Origin of the sequence: Apilactobacillus kunkeei, from assembly GCF_001308195.1 — a bacterium.
In the GTDB taxonomy this organism is placed as follows: Bacteria; Bacillota; Bacilli; order Lactobacillales; family Lactobacillaceae; genus Apilactobacillus; species Apilactobacillus kunkeei_C.
Genome location: NZ_JXDF01000031.1, coordinates 45,198 through 65,234, shown reverse-complemented (window position 1 = coordinate 65,234; position 20,037 = coordinate 45,198). Strand labels below are relative to the sequence as shown.

Below are 20,037 nucleotides of genomic sequence, written 5' to 3'. Positions count from 1 at the left end.
AGTATCTTAATCATCCGACCTCTATGATTAACGTACTTGTTGAGTAGTAGTCAGTAATGGCTGCTTAAATTCAGGGTGGTAACACGCACCGACGTCCCGTAGTCTTGTTTAGACTGCGGGATTTTTTTATTTCTAAATTTTGAAAGGATGATTGATTATGACAGGTTTTAACACTAAATTACTCTACGGAAAAGGGCTAAACAATCTTCACGATAACTGTACGGGCGCAGTGAATGTTCCATTATACCAATCCACTACATATGCCTTTAAAGATATCGATGGGGAAAACAAATATGACTATTCACGTTCTTTGAACCCCACAAGAGAGTACTTAGAAGATCAAATTGCATGCTTGGAAGATGCTAAACATGGCTTTGCTTATGCATCCGGAAGTGCCGCCATTCATGCGGTTTTCACTTTATTTAAACCGGGTGATCACATCGTCGTTAGTAAGAATATCTACGGTGGAACTTTCCGTTTGATTAACGACTATTTGAAAAATTTGGATATCGAATTTACCCAAGTGGATACACAGGATTTATCCGACGTCGAAAGTGCGATTAAGCCTAATACCAAGGCGATTTACTTCGAAACCATCGACAATCCATTCATGAAGGTTACCAGTGTTAAACATATCGCGGAAATTGCCCACAAACATGGCATTTTCACAATCGTTGATAACACATTTTTAACCCCATATTTACAACAAGCATTGAATTTGGGTGCAGACATTGTCATCCATTCAGCTACTAAATATCTGGGTGGTCACTCCGACGTGATTGCCGGCCTCGTTGTTACTAATAACGATGAAGTAGCCGATAAATTATATTTTTGTCAAAACGCAGTCGGAGGCATCCTAGCGCCAGAGGACTGTATGTTGGTAATTCGTGGAATTAAGACATTATCAGTTCGTTTGGACAGACACATTCAAAATGCACAAAAAGTTTTGCAATATTTAGATGATAAGACTGACGAAATCAAACAGATTTACTATCCTGGTCGTGCTGGTGATGAAACAGATGAAATTGCTGAAAACGAACTAAAGGGATACGGTGGTGTAATCACTTTTGAACTAAAAGATAACATTGATCCGAAGGCATTTGTTAACAGTCCCCAATTAATCTGGTTAGCAGTCAGTTTAGGTTCCGTCGAGAGTCTAATTGAACTTCCATACTACATGACTCATGCTGAATTGCCGGTCGAAGAACGTAATAAGGTTGGTATTACTCCTAGACTAGTTCGTTTATCAGTCGGATTAGAAGATCCAGAGGACCTAATTGCAGATTTAGAGCAAGCATTTGCTAAGGCAAAAAATTAAATACGGTACAATCCGCGAAATAAGATATAATAAAGCCAAAGTATAAAAAGGAGGCTTGCACTATGAAAATTGCAATCTTAGGTCACGGTACCGTCGGAAGTGGAGTTTTGAAGATTATTCAAGACAGCGCTTTGCATCCATTTGAAAAGGATTTATCAGTTAAATATGTATTTGTTCGTCCAGAAAAAGTTGATCAAAACGAATTATTTGTGGATGATTATGCAACTATTTTAAATGATGAAGAAGTCGATGTAGTCGTGGAAGTGATAGGTGGACTAGAACCCGCTAAGACAATGATCATCGATGCATTAAAACATGGCAAGAACGTTGTGACAGCTAACAAAGCGGTCGTGGCGAGAAACTTGAAGGAATTTGATGAAATCGCTGAAGAAAATGGTGTAAAGTTCTACTTTGAATCAGCCGTTGGTGGTGGAATTCCTTGGATTATTAATTTGGAGAGAGCACTTCGTATCGACCAAATTGATTCAATTCACGGAATCCTAAACGGAACTAGTAACTACATTTTGGATACTATGACTAGGACTGGGCAAAGTTTCGACAAAGTCCTAAAAGATGCTCAAGACTTAGGATACGCAGAAGCCGATCCGAGTTCAGATATCGATGGATACGACATCGAAAATAAATTATGTATTAGTGTGGACATTGCATATAACACTTTTGTTAAACCAGGGGACCACCTATTAAAATTTGGGATTAGAAACATTACTGATGAGGATATTAAGTACTTCAAAAAACACAATTTAATCGTGAAATTACTAGGTCGTAGTTTCAAGAAAAACAACAGTTTTAATTTTGTGGTGGAACCAACTTTATATACTCCCGGACAAATTGAAACCGGAATTCATGATAACTACAATTTCGTTGGTTTACGTGGAACAACCATCGGTAAACTAACCTTTAATGGTCAAGGTGCGGGTGAATTTCCAACTGCCCACGCGTTAGTGCAAGATATCTTAGATTTAAAGGCCAACAATGTGCACTTAAAACGTGATTTTAACGAAGAATTTTCGTTGGATAATACCACTAAGAAAAAGAATTACGTCGTTAGAACCAGTGCGGATTTAGAATCAAAACTACCAGATTATGACATTCAAAAAGACGGTAATTACTACCATATTGCCGAAATTGACACCCAAAAAATTCATGATGTTGTTAACGAATTATCCAGTGATGATAAGGGAATTTTCTTTGCCTGTGTCAGTGGTGGAGCATACAATCCATGGATTGAAAAATAAAAAGAGCGCCTATATTAGGCGCTCTTATTTGTTTTCTTATTCAAAATCTTGTAATGCAAGTTCTGCATATGTTAGACGGGCGAAAGTATCATCAGTTGATACACCAGCATTTTCGAACATGTTTGCGAATAAAACATATTTTGGTTGATCGCTGTATTCACCAGTGATTTCAATCAAACGTTGTAGTTGATTGGTACGGTTTGCTAAATCATCGATATGGTTTAGTTCCAAGTCGTTTTTAGCTGCATCGTAAATAATCTTGTAAGCTTCGGTATTAGTTAATAGGTCTAATGCCTTAACTTGTTTCATAAAGTTATCAAATTGTGCATCTGATAATTGTCCTTTAACGTAGTGTAAATCAACGATTTCATCGCTAAAGTCTTGTGCCCATTGGTTAATAATAGGTCTTAGTTGTATGTCTGACATTGTTAAAAAATCCTCTCCTAATTCAGATAATGCGTTTAGATTATTCTAGTACAAACATCTAAAAACGTGTGTAGTTTTTTCATTTATAATGTCATTAAATGGGGGTTACAGAAAAAAATCATGTAACACCTATGATAGTATCTCACATAAGGGATACTAATTGCAAAAATATATAAACATTTAAGAAAAAATAAAAAAGACCTAGAATCTAGGCCTTTTTTATTGCATTAAAACTTCAATGTGATTGCAGCGTAGTCCAAGTTCATTGGCATTTGGTTCTTTGGAAGTAGTAGAACGTTTCCTGCGAAACCAATGGTAGTGATTGCTAAATCATTTAAAGTCTTGTTGTAGCTTTCTTCGCTAATGTATAGAGTATCAATCTTACCGGATAGTGCGTTTGAAATAATATCGCGTAAATCAGTTGCGACTAAACGGTGATCACTAGCTTTTTCGTATTTAATTTTGTTGTCGTTTGCTAACTTATCGAAGAATTGTTGGTTCAATTCATCAATCATTTCAGAAATCTTATCAGGACCAAGATCGTCCATATCAACTTTGCTTACGATGTCTTTCGCAAATGTCTTTTGGTCAGCTAATTCGTTGAATAACTTACGGTTTTCTTCGTTGGCAACCACCACAGTTTGTAGGTAGTCATCGTCATCGAATAAATCGCTTAGGTATTCTTTAACTAACATGAAGTACTTGTTTTTGTCGTTGTTTACAAGGACTGGAATTGGCTTGTTCACAAGGTTTAAGATGCTAAAGTGACCATTATCAACTCTTAGTAGCTTAAAGTCGTTATCGCATAGGATTAAAACGCGGTAGTGAAGTTGGCTTTCGATTTCCTTGATTAGTTGTGCCACGTTCATGGTGTCATCGATTGAGATTTGGGTCTTAACAGGTTGAGTTAAGTTAAATGAATGGATGGCTTTAAAACTAACGTATAGTGCAACACCAGAACCGTTTCCGATGTGTTTTGCGCGATCAAAGTTGAATCTTCTTAATTTTCTTTCGTATCTTGGCCAGATATTTTCGTCGTGTTTTTGGATGAATTCTTCTTTAACAGTTTCGATTAAATTTAAATAATCATTTTTGTTACTAATTTCGTTAAATGAAACAATTAGTGAGATGAATGGCCCTACTTCGTAATCCAAAGTTAGGGTATTTCTAAGCTCGATTGTCGACGTCATAGTCTAACCTCCTTAGATTTATATGTTTATAGTATATCATGATGAGCTAAAAGCGAAATATATTGTGCTATAATTATGCTATATTAAGCTGAAAAGAAGGGGGAATAATTATGCTTCTAAACATCCTATATTTCATTGTTTTAGTTAACGAAATTTTGGCATTGATTACAGTATTTAGAGAAGAACGTGATATTGCTGCAACATGGGCATGGTTATTAGTTCTTTCATTCCTACCTGTGATAGGGTTTATGATTTATGCATTCGTCGGCAGAAAACTACCCAAAAAGCGTTTATTCCGTTTTCAATATAAAGACAATAAATTGATGTATGACATCTTAAAAGAACAAAGTAAAATACATAACAATCCCGAAAAGATTAGGGCAGATGAGGTATCCTATTCCTACAGAACACTGGTAAAGTTATTTAAGACATCAGATGTTACTGATTTATCAAGAAGAAATCACGTAAAAGTTTTCACCGATGGTAATCACTTATTTGATTGCATCATTTCAGACATCCAACACGCTAAGAGTTCAATTAATATCGAATTTTACACTTTCTATGATGATCAGATTGGGCATCGTGTTTTGAATGAATTGGTAAAAAAGGCTAAAGAAGGCGTTAAAATTCACGTTATTTATGATAGCTGGGGTTCAATGGGAAATAAGCACCATTTCTTTGATCCATTACGTGAAGTTGGAGGATTCGTAGAACCTTTCTTACACACACACTCAGCCGTAATGGATTTTCGTTTGAACTTTAGAGATCACAGAAAGATTGTAGTTATTGATGGTAAGTACGGATATATTGGTGGATTTAACATTGGTGATCAATACCTTGGTCGTAAGAAGAAGTTTGGTAACTGGAGAGATACTCATTTGAGAATTGCTGGATCAGCGGTTCACCACTTACAAGCCCAATTTATTTTGGACTGGAATGTTACAGATATGGAACACAAAATTGATGTTGAACAAACTAAGGGATTCTATTTTCCCAAGGTATACCAAGAAGGTTCTACTAATATCCAAGTGGTATCAAGTGGTCCTAACTCCGATTTACAACAAATTAAATTAGGTTACATCAAGATGATTCAAAATGCTAAGAACTATTGTTGGATTCAATCACCATATTTGATTCCTGACGATAGTGCATTGGATGCTATCAGAACAGCTGCTATGTCAGGTGTTGATATTAGAATCATGGTCCCATGTATGCCTGATCACCCATTCGTATATCGTGCAACGCAATACTATGCAAAACAATTATCAAAATATGGTGTTAAAATTTACTTCTACGAAGATGGATTTATTCACGCCAAGACAGTCTTGGTCGATGGTAAAATCGCGTCAGTTGGTTCCGCCAACATGGACTTTAGAAGTTTCAAATTAAACTTCGAAATTAACGCGTTTATCTACGATGAAGGTTTGGCTGAACAATTACATTCAATCTATGTTAACGACATTAGAAGCAGTAAATTAATGACCTATGCGGACTTTGAAAAACAATCACGTTGGTTAAAATTCAAACAAGTATTCAGTCGTTTATTCTCACCAATTCTATAAAATAAAAAAATCCCACATTTCGTGGGATTTTTTGTTTACATCCAGTTCCATGGATCGTCACGCCACTTACGTAGCACTACTAATTCATCGTCTGAAATGCTGTTTTCTGCTTTAGCTTGTTCGATGATTGTGGAGTAGTTGGTTAATGTATCGAATTCGATACCAGCTTCCTTGAAATTCTTAGTACTATCTGGAAGTTCGTATGAGAAGATGGCAACGACACCAATCACGTTGTAGCCTTCGTTCTTAAGTGCTTGCGCAGCGTTTAAAACGCTCTTTCCTGTCGAAAGTAAGTCGTCAATTAAAACAATTGGATCTTGTTGGTTAATTCTTCCCTCCATTTGTTTTCCTCGACCGTGATCCTTGGGTTTGGAACGCACATAAATCATTGGTAAGTCCATCTTATCGGCAACGATTGCAGCATGGGGAATTCCGGCAGTAGCGACGCCACCGATTACTTTTACTTCTGGAAATTTGTTGCGAATTAATTCTGATAGACCATCTGCGATGTGAGTGCGGACTTCTGGGAAACTGATGGTAATTCTATTGTCAGTGTAAATTGGTGCTTTGATACCAGATGCCCAAGTGAAAGGTTCATTTGGTGATAAGGTAACTGCATTAATTTTTAAAAGGTCTGAAGCGATTAGTTGGTTAGTATTCATTATTTGATTCCTCCATTAACGGCGTTGTAGATGTTCTTATATGTTTGAACCGGGTCATTAGATTGTGTGATACTTCTCCCAACGACGATACCGCTAGTCCGTAACTCTGAAGCTTTTTGTGGAGTTACGACTCTTTTTTGATCATCGACATTATTACTAGGAAGGCGAATGCCAGGATTGATACACTTAAAATCATTGGAGACTGCTTGATGGATTAGCTCATTTTCCAGTGCAGATGAGATGACACCATCGGCGCCATTTTGACTGGCAATTTTAGCTAAATGGGATACTGATTCGACCATTGAAACGGGAACTAATTCTTCATCGTGGAGTTGTTCTTCCGATGTCGATGTTAGTTGAGTCACTGCAAGTAGTTGTGGTGCATTGACTCCTGCTTTTTTGGCGCCTTCATCTAAGCCATGTCTAGCAGCATTAATCATTTCGCTTCCACCTAATGAATGAACCGTGGTGAATTGAACATCCAATTGGCCGATTTGTTTGGCAGCTTGTTGTACGGTATGTGGAATATCATGTAGTTTTAGGTCTAAAAATACATCGATATTTTGCTCTCTAAGCTGTTTGATAATACTTGATCCCTCGCGGTAGAATAGCTCCATTCCGACCTTTACCGCTAATGGTTTGACGTCCTTAAATGGCTCTAAAAATTTTAAAGCAGTGGGTGCATCGATAAAATCTAGTGCAATGAATACTGGTTTCATACGTTTCCCTCCAACAAAAAAGTCGCATAGCCTTAGAGACTATACGACAAATTAGGGTCCATTTATTCCGTTCGTCGATTTACTAGCCTCTCTGGACTAATTTAAAATCATATGTTGATTACAATATACGCTTTTCCCAGAATAAAGCAACCAAAAAATGAAACTTGCATTAGAAAAAATTAAAGAGTATAGTTTTATAAAATACTTGGAACAGGTATTTCAAAAAAATAAGGAACGACAGCGAGCGTTCATTTTGGAGGAATTGAATAATGGAAAACGCGCAAGACCACACTTCAACGACTAAGACCCAAAAATGGGTTTTAGCATCGACATCGATTGGACAAATGCTAGAGAGCATGGATATATCATTTATCTCTTTTGCAATGTCTTCAATCATTATCGGTTTACACATTAGTACTGCAGCTGCTGGAATGCTTTCAACAGTTACTACTTTTGGATCGTTGTTGGGTGGTATTTTATTTGGTCTTTTAGCTGACCGATTTGGTCGAGTACGTATCTTGACTTACACCATCTTCATTTTCGCCATCTCAACTGCCGGGATTATGTTTGCCCAGAATTTTATTACTTTTGCTATTTTACGTTTTTGTGTCGGCCTAGGTGCCGGGGGTGAATATGGTTCAGGTGTTGCCATGGTGGCTGAATCATTTAAGAAAAAGCAATTAGGAAAGTCAGTGTCAATCACCACAATAGGTGGTCAAGTTGGATCAATGATGGCAGCTGTGTTAGCAGCGATTATGATTCCAGCATTTGGTTGGCGTTCACTTTTCCTAATCGGAATCATTCCAATCTTCTTTGCCTTCATCATCAGAAAGAACCTAACTGAAAGCCAAGATTTCATTGATACAATGGAAACAGGCAAGCGTCCTAAGGTTTCTGTAAAGAAATTATTTGCAACACCAAGATTGGCATACCAAACTATCGCATTAATCGTGATGGTAATTGTGCAAATCGCCGGATACTATGGTCTAATTAACTGGTTACCTTCAATCATGCAAAAGAAACTTGGTTTAAGTGTTGCTGGTTCATCACTATGGACGATTGTTACCATCATTGGTATGAGTGCGGGAATGTTAACCTTTGGTACCATCTTAGATAAAATTGGTCCCAGAAAGGCCTTTGGTTTATTCTTACTAGTTGCTTCTGTGGCGGTATATGGAATTACCTTCTCATTCAATGGTTTCACATTATTACTAGCTTCAACAGTATTAGGTTTCTTCTCAAACGGGATGTATGGTGGATATGGTGCTATCATTAGTCGTTTATACCCAACTGAAGTTCGTTCCACTGCGAACAACTTCATCATGGGATTCGGACGTGCAATCGGTGGATTCTCACCAGCCATTATCGGTTTATTGATGGAAAACCATTCATTACTAGTAATTATGGCAATGCTATCAGTACTATACCTAATTAGTTTCATCACTATGATGTCTATTCCTGCTTTGAAGGGTCTAGCAACGCAAGAATAAGCTTTTATTCTGACGAATTAGTTTTTACATGTAATAATAATATATAAACTAAAAACCTCCCGTACCGGGAGGTTTTATTTTACATAATTGAGGGGGGCATTTTAATGTTATACGGACTCGGTATTTTAGCCGGATTGGTTTTACCTATTCAGACCTCGGTCAATACAAACTTGAAGAATCGAGCTGGTGGATCACCATTTCTAGCTTCAATGCTATCGTTTACGATTGGAACCATCGCGTTACTTTTCGCCACTTTATTGAGTGGTCAATCACTATTCTTTTCTAGTCACTTGTTTACAAGTCAACCAGAATGGATTTGGTTGGGCGGATTATTTGGTGTGATTGGTTTAACCACTAACGTTTTAATTTTTCCTTACCTAGGAGCGGTGCAAACGGTGATTATGCCAATTACAGGTCAAATTATCATGGGAATGATTATTGATAACTTTTCCTTATTTGACGCTGACCACCATGCATTCACAATCATCAGATTAGTCGGAGTCATCCTACTAGTTGTTGGTATTTTGATGGTTGTCCTAGATAAAAAGAGCAGTGATGGTGCCGATAAGGCCAAACAATTACCTTGGCAGATTCTAGGAATCGTCGCAGGGATGTTCCAGGCCTCTCAAGCACCGGTTAATGGCCATCTGGGTGTAGTGCTTCATTCACCAATTCATGCAGCCTTTATCTCATTTTTAGTTGGTACCATCATCTTATTTGTGATTACCGGACTAGTTGATCGTTCATACGTTTACGCTAAAGATGCGATTGGAAAGGGCAATCCTTGGTGGATTTGGCTCGGTGGTATCTTGGGGGCTATCTTCGTTTTATCAAACGCATTCCTAAGTCCACAAATCGGTGCCGGAACCACTGTCGTTTTAGTCCTATTGGGTAACTTATTCGGTAGTGTAATGGTCGATAAATATGGACTATTGAATTCACCGAAAAAACCGGTTGGTATTATGAAATACATTGGTTTAGTAGTGATGTTAATCGCCGTTGCAATCATAAAATTATATTAACAAAAAGACCTCGATGGAGGTCTTTTTTATTTTAATAAAATAATTTTGGTTTAGATTAAATGTATAATAGGTATTGATATGACAACGTTGCAACCCTAGGTTGCGAGGTTGTCAAAGAAGATTATCCGCTTTTAGCCGGGATGTTATATACATAAAAAATTTTTTAGTGATAATAAAAAGTAATTCGAAAAAAGGAGTGAAATGAATTACATGGAAAAGAACATATTTAGTAGTAAGTTAATTGGTTTACGTCGAAAAAATCAATTATCGCAAGCTGCTTTAGCAAATAAATTATTTGTTACTAGACAATCAATTTCGAAATGGGAAAATGGTGAATCTGAACCTAGTATTGATAAGTTGATTAGTATTTCTGAAATTTTTAACACCAGCCTGGATAATTTAATCATGGGTAACAAGTCCGATAAAGATAAATTGGTTTCCATCAAACATCTAAACAAATCATATGATAACCAAGTTTTAAACGACTTGAGTCTAGATATTTATGATAACGAAAGAATTGCTTTATTAGGTTTAAACGGATCAGGTAAGACCACAATGATTAGCATTATGACGGGACTTAAAAAAGCTGATAGTGGTAATGTAAAATTTAGTTTTAATAAGAAAAAGGGATTAAAACTAATGCCGCAAAATGATGTTCTTATTAATGATATGAAGGTTATTGAACTAATCAAATTAACTCAATTGTTAAATAAAGTAAAGAACAATAATCATGTCGAATCTCTAGTAAAAGAATTCAATTTCTCTGAATTAATGGACCATTATGTTGGATCTTTATCAGGTGGACAAAAACGTAGATTGTCTCTTCTATTAAGTTTAATGGCACCATCAAAACTATTAGTCTTAGATGAACCAACAGTAGGAATGGATTTGGAAACTATTGATATCTTATGGCATCACCTTGAACATGTTACTGGATCAATATTAATGGTTACTCATGATTTCAATCAAATCGATAAGTTCTTTTCTAGAGTCTTATTGTTGAAGGACGGCAAAATTGAAAGTGACATGAACGTTGATAAGATTCACAGCCACAATCAAACTGTTGAACAGTGGTATCGTGCTAATAACGGAGGGTTGAATCATGATTAATTTAATTAACTTAAAAACGGTTTTACGCAACAAAAGATTTTTGGTTTTTACCATTATTTTTCCAGCGGTTTGGTTCATTTTTATGGACATAGGTATTGGAAGTTTCGCAAAAAATTTAGTCACGGTATGGTTCATTATTAGTGCACTTATGGGAATAATTGGTAATTCAATTGTTACATTTGGTAAAAGAGTGGGTAGTTCAAAGGAATATTATCTAATCTCGATTAAGACCACTCCATATAGTCCATTTAAATGGATAATGGATGATATGCTTCAACAAGTGCTATTAAATTTATTAATCTTATGTATATTGACATTGGAAGCAATAATCTTGGGCTCAATTTCCCTTAATCTATCTATACTGTCGTTAATAATTATTTTATTATCATTGGGGATGTATCTTAGCTTTATAGGTTTTTTGATTGGAGTAATTTGCAAAGCGGATTTGCTTGATATAGCAGGATTCCCACTTATGTGTGTGGTTGCACTTTTTATAACTCCCTTTTACACTTTCGTCCAAAATAAATTTTTTGATGTAGTTACTGACATTCAAAAATTGTTCCCGGGATATTATGTCATTAAACTAGCCAACGCTATTCAAAATGGCGGTAGTTATGACAAATTAATTTGGCTATTTGTAATTACCTTTGTTGTCCATTTAGCAATCATTTTATTCTTATTTTTCAGAGCAATAAAAAAAGGTATCCAATAAAAAAAGACCTCGGTGGAGGTCTTTTTTTTACTATATAAATAAATCCATAATAACTTTTGCGATAAATACCCCGAAAAAGAATGAACTTTCAAATGCAATTAAATTCCCCTGATATTGCCAATCAGTGATTGGGTAAAATTTTTTATTCGACTCGTAGAAAATTATTAGTGATAAGATGACGGCAATTACGCCAAATATGATTTCAAATAGATTTGCCCCTTCGGGATCTATTAACACGTACTGGGTTAAATTACCCAGCACTAAGAAAGTGATACCAGTCTCTAAGCCGATTAAAGCCATATTACCCAACTGAGACAAACGTTGCTTTTTCATTTAAATATAGGACTCCTATAAATTATTATTTTAGGTTATTAATTATTTCAGTTAGTATAACCTTACCCAAAGATCCGCCAATTAGTATTGATACATCGTATACTGCGAAGTGTATTAGATAGTGAAAACTAGATCCTAAAGGATAGACCATAATGATTCTAAGGAACAAATATATAATCAAAAGACCGATTGAGATCATTAATACAATGGATAGTGCAAAATATATATATGAAGATTTTATAAAATCAATTTGCCATGAATATAGGATTGTTAAGGCTAATTCTGAAGAGAAGCCAAGAATAATACCAGTAATACATAGCTTGATTATTCGATTTCTTGTCTTATTATCCACTATATTTTCCTCCCTTAAATTTAGAACCGTTATACAACGGTTATCATTATAATTTAAGAGAAAAATATTTATATGGAAATGGTTTAAAATTATATAAAACTTTAAAAACATAAAGATAAATTAATAAAACAAGACATTTTAAAAAATCAGATTTATTTTTAATCATTAATTGATAAACAGTTGTAGTAAGAATTTTCCAGTTACGCCACCTAAAATAACCATGACATCATAAAAAATAAATGAGTAAAAATAGCCTCTAATTGACCACTTGTCGTCGTGCTTAACTATGCCCAAATAAGAAAAAATAAAAACGACACCACAAATAGAAATTCCGCAAATTGAAATTAACACATCTATTGAAGACGAGATAATTACGGTGGATGCCCAGTTATCAAGAATGGTTAAAAACACCTCTGCTAAAAATCCTAACAAAATACCGACTATAATAAGGAGACTAAGTCGTATCTTAGTTGATTTTTTCATGAGTGTATTTCCTCCATGTTTGTTATGTAATATTCGTTGAATTAACTAAGTGTATTATAACGAAAAAAAGAAAAAATGTTATAAATGTTGTCTTATATACGTTTTAAACATTAAAAAAAGCGTCCCTCAATGGACGCTTTGTATAATTAATTGAAATATTTATCAAGTGATTTTGCGACATCCTTAGCGACGTGTTCTTGGTAAGTGGAACTTTGAATATATGGAAGATCGTGTGAGCTATCCATGAACCCCATTTCGCATAAGATTGCCGGACGTTTGTTTTCACGTAAGACGTAGTAGTCACCAAATGAGACCCCGCGATTTGAAACGGGGAGGTTGTCTAAACCATCTGCGACTTGGTCGGCCACCTTGACCGCATTCTTGTGGTAGTTGTAGATACCATAACCGTTGGCTCTGCCGTATCCGTTATCGGAATTGAAGTGGAAGCTAACGAAGAGGTCGGCATGATAATCACTGGCCATATCTGTTCGTTTTTTCAATGTCACGTAAGTATCATCAGTACGAGTCATAACGACATTCACGTGTTTTTTTCTTAATTCTGCGGCCACTTTTTTAGCAGTTTGTAAGGTATATGTCTTTTCCATGTACTTTTGGTTGGCTGAAAGGGTACCAGAATCGCCACCCCCGTGGCCAGGATCAATAATGATTGTCTTTTGGGCTAACTTGTCGCTGGTTCTGACGTCGTAGTCGTCGACATTAACTAGCCATGAAGGCACCCAACCTTTTAGACCATTATATTTTGTGTACCACCAATTGTTTTTTGATTTGATGATACTTAAATGACGACCATGTGGAATTGTTTTAATTATTTTTGATTCGTCATTGGGTTGTTCACGTAGATATAAAGTAGTGGCATCAACCTTAGGTAATGATAAAAATCTGGCTAATTCGATTATTAAAATTACTAAGAGGATAAGAGTTACGACACCGCGGTAAATCAGCTTGTTGTTTGGTGTTTCCCTGAATCTAGTTATAAAACGATTAACCAAATTATCACCCCGATTGTATTATGTATGTTAAAATCAATTATATAACAAAAATTAATATATATCAGATGTTTGATTGTTTTCATAATCAGACTACAATGATATATAAATAATTGAAACAGTGAGGATTAATGATGAGTACAGAATCCAATTTAATCTTATCAGTACGCGATTTAGACGTATCTGTTAAGAACCGTAAATTAATTAACGATTTGTCTTTTGATATCTTTGCCAAGACCTTAACCTGCGTTACAGGTGAAAATGGTGTTGGGAAGACAACATTAATAAAGACTATTTTAAAACAATTTAATAAAAATGAACACGTCCAATCCAAAATCAAACGATCAGATATGCAATACATTCCTCAATTGAGAAATATTGATGATGACTATCCATTGACCGTCTTTGATTTTATCGGATTAGGTTTACAACATTCAATATTGCCATGGTTGAGCAAAAAAGAAAAACAAAGTGTCCAAAAAGTTATCGAAATGACCAAGTTACAAGATTTGGCCAACACACCTTTGGGTAGCTGTTCCGGTGGGGAACAACAACGTGTCTACTTGGCTCAAGCATTGGTATCTCAACCTAAGTTACTAATCTTGGATGAAAGTACCGCCAGCTTGGATAAGGAAGCTAAATTCATGCTATTAGACGTAGTTAAAAGCGTCATTGCTGAAACTGGAGCATCCGTATTATTCATCACTCACGATCCGGTTTTAGTACAACAATATGGTGACTATGATTTAAACATTGCCAATCAAGCCGGCACCATTAAACCAGTGAAGGAGGCTCAATAATGTTAGAAATGTTAAGTTATCCATTCATGCAATACGCCTTCGTCGCTAGTTTCTTCATCTCCATTCTATGTGGATTGATGGGGGTATTCGTGGTTGCTAGAAAGACTGCTTTCTTCACCCACACACTTTCAGAAATTAGTTTCTCCGGGGCATCATTTGGTGTCTTCTTGGGAACCAACCCAATCTTAGGGATGCTATTATTCACCGTATTAAGTTCATTGATGATTGGTACCGTTGGTTCAAGGGTGAGCCGTCGTGAATCATCAATCAGTGTCTTCTCGGTATTCTTCATTGGGTTAGGAATTTTATTTCTATCATTGGCTGATACCCAATCAAGTTACGCTACCAACATCTTATTTGGTAGTATCGTCGGAATTAGTTACAGCAATGTACAAACATTGGTTGGCTTAAGTATCGCCATCATCGTAATTACCACTTTGATTTACAGAAAACTAAAATATAACTCATTTGATAATGTTGGTGCTAGTTTTAACTCCCGTGCCAACACCTTAGTATCAGTGATTTTCTTGATTCTACTTGCATGTACTGTCAGTGTGACAGCACAAATTGTAGGATCACTTCTAATCTTTGCGCTATTGACTATTCCAGCCTCATCAGCACGCTACTTTGTGCACAGTATCTGGTCAATGACCATTTTGACATTTGTCTTTTCTTTAATTGGGACTTGGTTTGGTCTATACTTAAGCTTTGTAACAAACTTACCAGTAAGTTTCTTTATCGCAACAATCGAAACAATCATTTATATTATTGCGGTAATCTATGATAAAGTAACAAGAATTTAATACAAACTTTATTAACGTAACACTGATGTTTTGTTATACTGTTCTCAAATAGTTTTTTAAGGAGATGTCCTACATTATGAAAGCATGGAAGAAGATTTTACCTGCAGTTGCAGTTTTAGGATTAGTTTTAACTGCTTGTGGACAAAAGAAAAGCGACAATAGTGATGCATCAAGTTCAACTTCAACTACTCAAACTAGTAAGATGAGCTCATCAGCATCATCAAGCAATGACAAGATTTCAAATAAATTAGGAAATGAAAAGTTACCACAAAGCAATGGTTTAGATTCAAGCCAAAGCGTAAATGCTAAGTTGGATGGAAACAAGACCAACTTTACAATTAGCTACTTAAACAATGGTTCAACATACGCTACCTACACTAAGCACACTTATGAAAGTGATTCAGCTGCAATGCAACAAGTTGGATACCAAGCTGCTGCAAACGTTGCTGGTCTACCATCAGTTAACTTAGGTTACAACGTTGTTGGTCACTCAGATAAGGGTGCCGGACAAGAATACATCCAAGCAAACTTTGGTAACTGGTCACTACTAACACACGGTAGTAACTTCGGTAAGAACAATGGTGCCGCAACTACTAAGGGTAAGACCGTAGTAAGTTACATCCAAAACCACAACCTACCAGTTCCAGAAAGCAAGGGTAGTATTACCGCCGAAATCGACGGTTCAGCAACTATTACTTGGCAAATGGGTAATGACGTTTACTCAATTAAAGCTAACTCTCTAAACACAGCATTAGAAATGGTAACTTCACTTAAGTAAATGCATTAAAAAACCAGGTTATTTTGACCTGGTTTTATTGTGACAAAAAATATTCGAAATGAAGGTATTGGAAAATGTATGATTCTAAAAAAATAAAACATTTATTATTTTCCGCGGCGTTAGGATCAACAATGGCCTTATCTTTGAATGGTATCAAGTCTCACGCTGATACAAATCAATCATTTAAACCATACACACCAGTGGCCTATGATATTTCTGAATTTCAGGGGCAATTAAATGATCAACAAGTAATGAATTTAAAGAATGAAGTTAAATTCGTTGTTTTAAGAATTCAAGATGGTCAATATCATGATCAACAGGTAAATAATAATATCAGCTTGATGGACAAGTATGGAATTCCATACGGTGTATACAGCTACAGTAGATACACCAATTCCGCTCAAGCTCAAGAAGAAGCACAACGTCTATATTCACTAGCCCCAAATGCTAGATTCTATGTAAATGATTTTGAAACTGGTTTTACCAACACATCCGATCAAAATGCGGTCAGTTGGGCAAACGCGATGAAACAACTAACCAAACAACCGGTTATCTTGTACAGTTCACAATCAATCTTGGATCAATTCCAACAAAGTACTTTGAATGCATACAGTGCGGTATGGTTGGCTAACTACACCAACTACACACCAAATCCAAAGTACAACTATGATTTGTGGCAATACACAGACAAGTACCAAAGTAAGGCATTAGGTGAATCTCTAGATGCCGACACCATTCCGGTTGGTGGTCGTAAGTTAGCATTCTGGACAACCGAAAAGACTGCTAACGGTCACAATCGTACTGTTGCTAAGACAGGAACCGCTAGACACATCAAAAAACATGCTACAGCCAATGTTTTACATAAGGCCACTAAGACACAAGTTATTACTAAGACTACCTCTGCAAAGGCTAAAAAGGTCCAATACACACCACTTGTTAATAAAGTAAGTCATCACACCAAAAAGCATGTAAAACGTGCATATCGCATAAAAAAACAAGCTACAAAGAAGATTGCAACTACTAACAATACTTATCAATATGCTAGTGCTACTACCAAAAAGGTGAGCCACAAGAAGGCTTACAAGAAGCACGCCAAAAAGCATAGTAAGTACACTTACAAGCTAAACCATACTACAAAGAAACGTATCGCAAAAAAACATGCTAAGAAGTACAAGAAGCACAGTAAGAAAAAATATACTTACAAGTTAGCTAAGAAGAGGACTCGTAAGCATGCCAAGTATAATTATGCCAAGAAGCTTAGTTACCACGTTAAGAATAAATTGAAGCATAAGAAGTTACATCGTTCTTATAGGAATAAGAAGCATAACAAGTCTAAAAAATACTATAAATACAGTGTGAAGAGGATTCATCACAAGCATGCTAAGAAATATCAATACCGCGTGGCTTAAAATAAAAACGTCCGATCTAAATGATTGGACGTTTTTTTGTTGTATTAATTTTTAACTTCATATACAATAGTGACCAATGGTCATTTTAGAAAAAGGAGTCAATCATGAATATAAAAACTGCCGACGAAAAACAACGTAAACAGGCGTTGATAGCAGAAACAGCGCTTAAGATGTTTGAAGAAAATGACTTTTATGATATTTCCATTAATTCAATTGCGCAAAAGAGCCACATTGCGAAGGGAACAGTCTTTAATTATTTCAAGACTAAGGAAAATATATTTATGCACCTTTTATTGGTGGGATATCAAAAATTCTTTTTAGAAACACTAAATCAATTACAAAAGACCAAGTTAACAACCGAAGATGAATTAAAATCGTTTTTACTAGCAAACACTAAGAACCTAATTGAAAACCATTTAACATTAATTAAATTGAACGCATTGAGAGGACCAATTCTAGAAGGTAAGGCATCTAAAGAAGAGACAATTGAAGGGCGCCAAAGATTATATGAAGTCCATGAAAGGTTAGCTAAATTCATTCATGATTCATTTCCTTCAATTGGTGTAAAGACTGCCAATAAAATCTTCATTATTCAAAGTAGTATTGCCAGTGGGTTAATTAACCTATCGAATTTAGATTCGTTTAACCAAGAACCAATTCGAGTTGATATGAATGATTTTAAAGTTAGTATTCTAAATGATTCAATTGAAACGTTTGATTTTTATTTAACGGGGTTACTTGGTAAATAAAGGAGTAACTATGATGAAACAAGAAAATATCCGTAATTTCTCGATTGTTGCCCACATTGATCATGGAAAATCGACATTATCCGATCAAATTATGAAGATGACTGATACTTTTAGTTTTCGTGGCAATGAAGAACAAGTCTTAGATGATATGAAGGTCGAACAAGACCATGGAGTTACTGTCAGATCTAGAACAGTACGTAATAATTATCGTGCTACTGATGGCCAAGAATATGAATTGAACTTAATCGATACCCCTGGGCATGTCGATTTTAATTACGAGGTCGAAAAAAGCGTGTCGGCCAGCGATGGCGTTATCTTACTAGTGGATGCCACCAAGGGAGTACAGGCACAGACTGTCGCCAATTATCGGATTGCTAAAAATAATAATTTAGTGATTATTCCAGTCATTAATAAAGTTGATAATCAAAGTGCTCAAGTTGATATGTGTGAACAACAACTTTATGAGTTAGATGAATCATTTTTAGAAACTGATATTATTCATATTTCAGCTAAAACGGGATTGAATGTGAATGAAGTTTTGGAGGCAATTGTCAATCGAATTCCAAGTCCTAAAGGTGATGAAAAAAAGCCATTAAAGGCGATGATTTTTGATTCACATTATGATTCTTATCAAGGAGTTGTCGCATATGTGAAGGTTATTGACGGGGTAATCAAGGCTAACGATAAGTTGATGTCAATTAATCAGAAGATGAAGTTTGAGACACCAGAAGTGGGCATTTTTAGCCCGCAACTATTACCATTAAAAGAATTAAAAGCTGGTGACATCGGTTATATTATCACTGGGATTAAAGATCCATCGGATGTTCGTGTCGGTGATACGATCACTGGTCAATCTCGTCAAACTGATAGAGCTGTTGCAGGTTATAAACCAGCGCGTAGTGTGGTTTTTGCGGGAATTTACCCTAAGGATGCTGACTTTGACGACTTAAAAGTGGCAATGGAAAAGTTAAAGTTAAATGATTCATCAATTGAATTTGTTGAACACGTCTCTAATTCATTGGGACCAGGTTATCGTTGTGGATTTTTGGGGATGTTCCACCTTAAAATTGTGCGAGAAAGATTAATTAATGAATTTTCAATACCCGTAATAATCACTTCACCTAATGTTAATTACCGTTATACTCTTAAAAATGATGATACGTTGAAGACGATTAATAATCCGTCTGATTTACCAGACTTTTCCTTATTAAATACCATTGAAGAACCTTTCAATAAGGTCATTATTGAAACGCCAAGTGAGACTGTTAATGACGTGATGACATTAGTAAGCAAGAGTAGAGGGATTTTGTTAGATATGGATAACACAGCTCAATTAGTTAAGATGACTTACAGTGTTCCTCTAGCTGAAATTGCGTTTAATTTCTTTAATCAGTTGAAGTCAATTACGCATGGATTTGCGACATACGATAGTCAATTTATGGAGTATGTTGAATCGGATATCGTTAAAATTACAATCGATGTAAACTACGCCCCAGTGGATGAACTAACGTTTATTGTTCACCGCTTAAATGCCGAAAAATTAGCACAAGAAATAGTTCATAAACTTAAGTATGTAATTCCTCGAAAATTATATCCAATGCCAGTACAAGGATATATTGAGGGAAGGGTGGTTGCCAGAGTAGATGTGCCACCATTGCGCAAAAATGCCGCTGTTAGTGGTGATAAAAAGAGTGTATCTAAAAAGCAAGCTCTATTGCGTCGTCAGAGTTTGAATAAACGCAAGAGTGCTAGTGAATCAATTCAACTACCACAATCAGTATTTGATGCGATTTTGAATATTGAATAAAAAAAGCACCCAAGCATAATGCTTGGGTGCTTTTTATGATCGAAAGATA

Annotated in this window: 20 protein-coding genes; 13 read left to right on the top strand and 7 right to left on the bottom strand. The window is 35.8% G+C overall.

Translation table 11 applies throughout. The features are described 5' to 3' along the window. Window positions 1-157: 157 nt before the first annotated feature. Both RZ78_RS07200 and RZ78_RS07195 read left to right on the top strand, forming a co-directional pair. Window positions 158-1,318, top strand: coding sequence for a trans-sulfuration enzyme family protein (locus RZ78_RS07200; protein WP_054608599.1), 1,161 nt, complete (start codon window positions 158-160; stop codon window positions 1,316-1,318). Window positions 1,319-1,380: 62 nt separating this feature from the next. Then, window positions 1,381-2,574 (top strand): homoserine dehydrogenase, encoded by a 1,194-nt coding sequence (locus RZ78_RS07195; RefSeq protein WP_054608598.1) that lies wholly within the window; start codon window positions 1,381-1,383, stop codon window positions 2,572-2,574. 36 nt (window positions 2,575-2,610) lie between these two features. On the opposite strand, the gene RZ78_RS07190 is transcribed toward RZ78_RS07195, so the two are convergent. Together RZ78_RS07190 and RZ78_RS07185 are read right to left on the bottom strand one after the other, a co-directional pair. Then, a complete protein-coding gene (locus RZ78_RS07190; protein WP_053795975.1) occupies window positions 2,611-3,000 on the bottom strand; it encodes a hypothetical protein in 390 nt (129 codons plus the stop codon). 227 nt (window positions 3,001-3,227) lie between these two features. After that, window positions 3,228-4,190: a hypothetical protein gene (locus tag RZ78_RS07185; protein ID WP_054608597.1), complete on the bottom strand. Its 963-nt coding sequence runs from the start codon at window positions 4,188-4,190 to the stop codon at window positions 3,228-3,230. A 110-nt stretch (window positions 4,191-4,300) separates the two neighbouring features. Between RZ78_RS07185 and cls the strand changes: the two genes are divergently transcribed. Beyond that, window positions 4,301-5,752, top strand: a complete 1,452-nt coding sequence (cls, locus tag RZ78_RS07180) for a cardiolipin synthase (protein ID WP_054450930.1) — start codon at window positions 4,301-4,303, stop codon at window positions 5,750-5,752. Window positions 5,753-5,787: 35 nt separating this feature from the next. Here cls and pyrE read toward each other — a convergent pair whose 3' ends face one another. After that, complete coding sequence (pyrE, locus tag RZ78_RS07175; protein WP_054450928.1) at window positions 5,788-6,414, bottom strand: orotate phosphoribosyltransferase; 627 nt, start codon at window positions 6,412-6,414, stop codon at window positions 5,788-5,790. Continuing rightward, window positions 6,414-7,133 (bottom strand): orotidine-5'-phosphate decarboxylase, encoded by a 720-nt coding sequence (pyrF, locus tag RZ78_RS07170; protein ID WP_054608596.1) that lies wholly within the window; start codon window positions 7,131-7,133, stop codon window positions 6,414-6,416. The genes pyrE and pyrF overlap by 1 nt, the downstream gene beginning before the upstream one ends. 269 nt (window positions 7,134-7,402) lie before the next feature. Between pyrF and RZ78_RS07165 the strand changes: the two genes are divergently transcribed. The 4 genes from RZ78_RS07165 (at window position 7,403) to RZ78_RS07150 (ending at window position 11,467) form a co-directional block, all read left to right on the top strand. Next, a complete protein-coding gene (locus tag RZ78_RS07165) occupies window positions 7,403-8,623 on the top strand; it encodes an MFS transporter (RefSeq protein ID WP_054608595.1) in 1,221 nt (406 codons plus the stop codon). A 104-nt stretch (window positions 8,624-8,727) separates the two neighbouring features. Then, window positions 8,728-9,645: a DMT family transporter gene (locus RZ78_RS07160; protein ID WP_054608594.1), complete on the top strand. Its 918-nt coding sequence runs from the start codon at window positions 8,728-8,730 to the stop codon at window positions 9,643-9,645. 210 nt (window positions 9,646-9,855) lie between these two features. Further along, window positions 9,856-10,755, top strand: a complete 900-nt coding sequence (locus RZ78_RS07155; RefSeq protein WP_155451865.1) for an XRE family transcriptional regulator — start codon at window positions 9,856-9,858, stop codon at window positions 10,753-10,755. Continuing rightward, window positions 10,748-11,467: a hypothetical protein gene (locus RZ78_RS07150; protein WP_054608592.1), complete on the top strand. Its 720-nt coding sequence runs from the start codon at window positions 10,748-10,750 to the stop codon at window positions 11,465-11,467. The genes RZ78_RS07155 and RZ78_RS07150 overlap by 8 nt, the downstream gene beginning before the upstream one ends. Before the next feature lie 30 nt (window positions 11,468-11,497). On the opposite strand, the gene RZ78_RS07145 is transcribed toward RZ78_RS07150, so the two are convergent. From RZ78_RS07145 to RZ78_RS07130, 3 genes are all read right to left on the bottom strand, one after another. Next, window positions 11,498-11,800, bottom strand: coding sequence for a hypothetical protein (locus RZ78_RS07145; protein WP_054605126.1), 303 nt, complete (start codon window positions 11,798-11,800; stop codon window positions 11,498-11,500). A 517-nt stretch (window positions 11,801-12,317) separates the two neighbouring features. Further along, window positions 12,318-12,635: a hypothetical protein gene (locus RZ78_RS07135; RefSeq protein WP_054608591.1), complete on the bottom strand. Its 318-nt coding sequence runs from the start codon at window positions 12,633-12,635 to the stop codon at window positions 12,318-12,320. 146 nt (window positions 12,636-12,781) lie between these two features. Then, window positions 12,782-13,645: an N-acetylmuramoyl-L-alanine amidase gene (locus tag RZ78_RS07130; protein ID WP_081006958.1), complete on the bottom strand. Its 864-nt coding sequence runs from the start codon at window positions 13,643-13,645 to the stop codon at window positions 12,782-12,784. 128 nt (window positions 13,646-13,773) lie between these two features. Here RZ78_RS07130 and RZ78_RS07125 point away from each other — a divergent pair, with 128 nt between their 5' ends. From RZ78_RS07125 to lepA, 6 genes are all read left to right on the top strand, one after another. Beyond that, window positions 13,774-14,442, top strand: a complete 669-nt coding sequence (locus RZ78_RS07125; RefSeq protein ID WP_237756585.1) for a metal ABC transporter ATP-binding protein — start codon at window positions 13,774-13,776, stop codon at window positions 14,440-14,442. Between the two features lie 8 nt (window positions 14,443-14,450). Then, complete coding sequence (locus tag RZ78_RS07120) at window positions 14,451-15,245, top strand: metal ABC transporter permease (RefSeq protein ID WP_034534243.1); 795 nt, start codon at window positions 14,451-14,453, stop codon at window positions 15,243-15,245. A 76-nt stretch (window positions 15,246-15,321) separates the two neighbouring features. Next, the gene (locus RZ78_RS07115) at window positions 15,322-16,023 is read left to right on the top strand and encodes a hypothetical protein (protein WP_054608590.1); all 702 of its coding nucleotides are present in this window, start codon (window positions 15,322-15,324) and stop codon (window positions 16,021-16,023) included. A gap of 74 nt (window positions 16,024-16,097) precedes the next feature. After that, window positions 16,098-17,432 (top strand): GH25 family lysozyme, encoded by a 1,335-nt coding sequence (locus RZ78_RS07110; RefSeq protein WP_054608589.1) that lies wholly within the window; start codon window positions 16,098-16,100, stop codon window positions 17,430-17,432. A 104-nt stretch (window positions 17,433-17,536) separates the two neighbouring features. After that, complete coding sequence (locus RZ78_RS07105) at window positions 17,537-18,181, top strand: TetR/AcrR family transcriptional regulator (protein ID WP_054608588.1); 645 nt, start codon at window positions 17,537-17,539, stop codon at window positions 18,179-18,181. Window positions 18,182-18,194: 13 nt separating this feature from the next. After that, complete coding sequence (lepA, locus tag RZ78_RS07100) at window positions 18,195-19,988, top strand: translation elongation factor 4 (RefSeq protein WP_054608587.1); 1,794 nt, start codon at window positions 18,195-18,197, stop codon at window positions 19,986-19,988. The last annotated feature ends 49 nt before the right edge of the window (window positions 19,989-20,037 follow it).

Coding starts and splice junctions, on each gene's coding strand:
- RZ78_RS07200 (WP_054608599.1), top strand. CDS start 158: ATGACAGGTTTTAACACTAAATTACTCTACGGAAAAGGGCTAAACAAT.
- RZ78_RS07195 (WP_054608598.1), top strand. CDS start 1,381: ATGAAAATTGCAATCTTAGGTCACGGTACCGTCGGAAGTGGAGTTTTG.
- RZ78_RS07190 (WP_053795975.1), bottom strand. CDS start 3,000: ATGTCAGACATACAACTAAGACCTATTATTAACCAATGGGCACAAGAC.
- RZ78_RS07185 (WP_054608597.1), bottom strand. CDS start 4,190: ATGACGTCGACAATCGAGCTTAGAAATACCCTAACTTTGGATTACGAA.
- cls (WP_054450930.1), top strand. CDS start 4,301: ATGCTTCTAAACATCCTATATTTCATTGTTTTAGTTAACGAAATTTTG.
- pyrE (WP_054450928.1), bottom strand. CDS start 6,414: ATGAATACTAACCAACTAATCGCTTCAGACCTTTTAAAAATTAATGCA.
- pyrF (WP_054608596.1), bottom strand. CDS start 7,133: ATGAAACCAGTATTCATTGCACTAGATTTTATCGATGCACCCACTGCT.
- RZ78_RS07165 (WP_054608595.1), top strand. CDS start 7,403: ATGGAAAACGCGCAAGACCACACTTCAACGACTAAGACCCAAAAATGG.
- RZ78_RS07160 (WP_054608594.1), top strand. CDS start 8,728: ATGTTATACGGACTCGGTATTTTAGCCGGATTGGTTTTACCTATTCAG.
- RZ78_RS07155 (WP_155451865.1), top strand. CDS start 9,856: ATGGAAAAGAACATATTTAGTAGTAAGTTAATTGGTTTACGTCGAAAA.
- RZ78_RS07150 (WP_054608592.1), top strand. CDS start 10,748: ATGATTAATTTAATTAACTTAAAAACGGTTTTACGCAACAAAAGATTT.
- RZ78_RS07145 (WP_054605126.1), bottom strand. CDS start 11,800: ATGAAAAAGCAACGTTTGTCTCAGTTGGGTAATATGGCTTTAATCGGC.
- RZ78_RS07135 (WP_054608591.1), bottom strand. CDS start 12,635: ATGAAAAAATCAACTAAGATACGACTTAGTCTCCTTATTATAGTCGGT.
- RZ78_RS07125 (WP_237756585.1), top strand. CDS start 13,774: ATGATGAGTACAGAATCCAATTTAATCTTATCAGTACGCGATTTAGAC.
- RZ78_RS07120 (WP_034534243.1), top strand. CDS start 14,451: ATGTTAAGTTATCCATTCATGCAATACGCCTTCGTCGCTAGTTTCTTC.
- RZ78_RS07115 (WP_054608590.1), top strand. CDS start 15,322: ATGAAAGCATGGAAGAAGATTTTACCTGCAGTTGCAGTTTTAGGATTA.
- RZ78_RS07110 (WP_054608589.1), top strand. CDS start 16,098: ATGTATGATTCTAAAAAAATAAAACATTTATTATTTTCCGCGGCGTTA.
- RZ78_RS07105 (WP_054608588.1), top strand. CDS start 17,537: ATGAATATAAAAACTGCCGACGAAAAACAACGTAAACAGGCGTTGATA.
- lepA (WP_054608587.1), top strand. CDS start 18,195: ATGAAACAAGAAAATATCCGTAATTTCTCGATTGTTGCCCACATTGAT.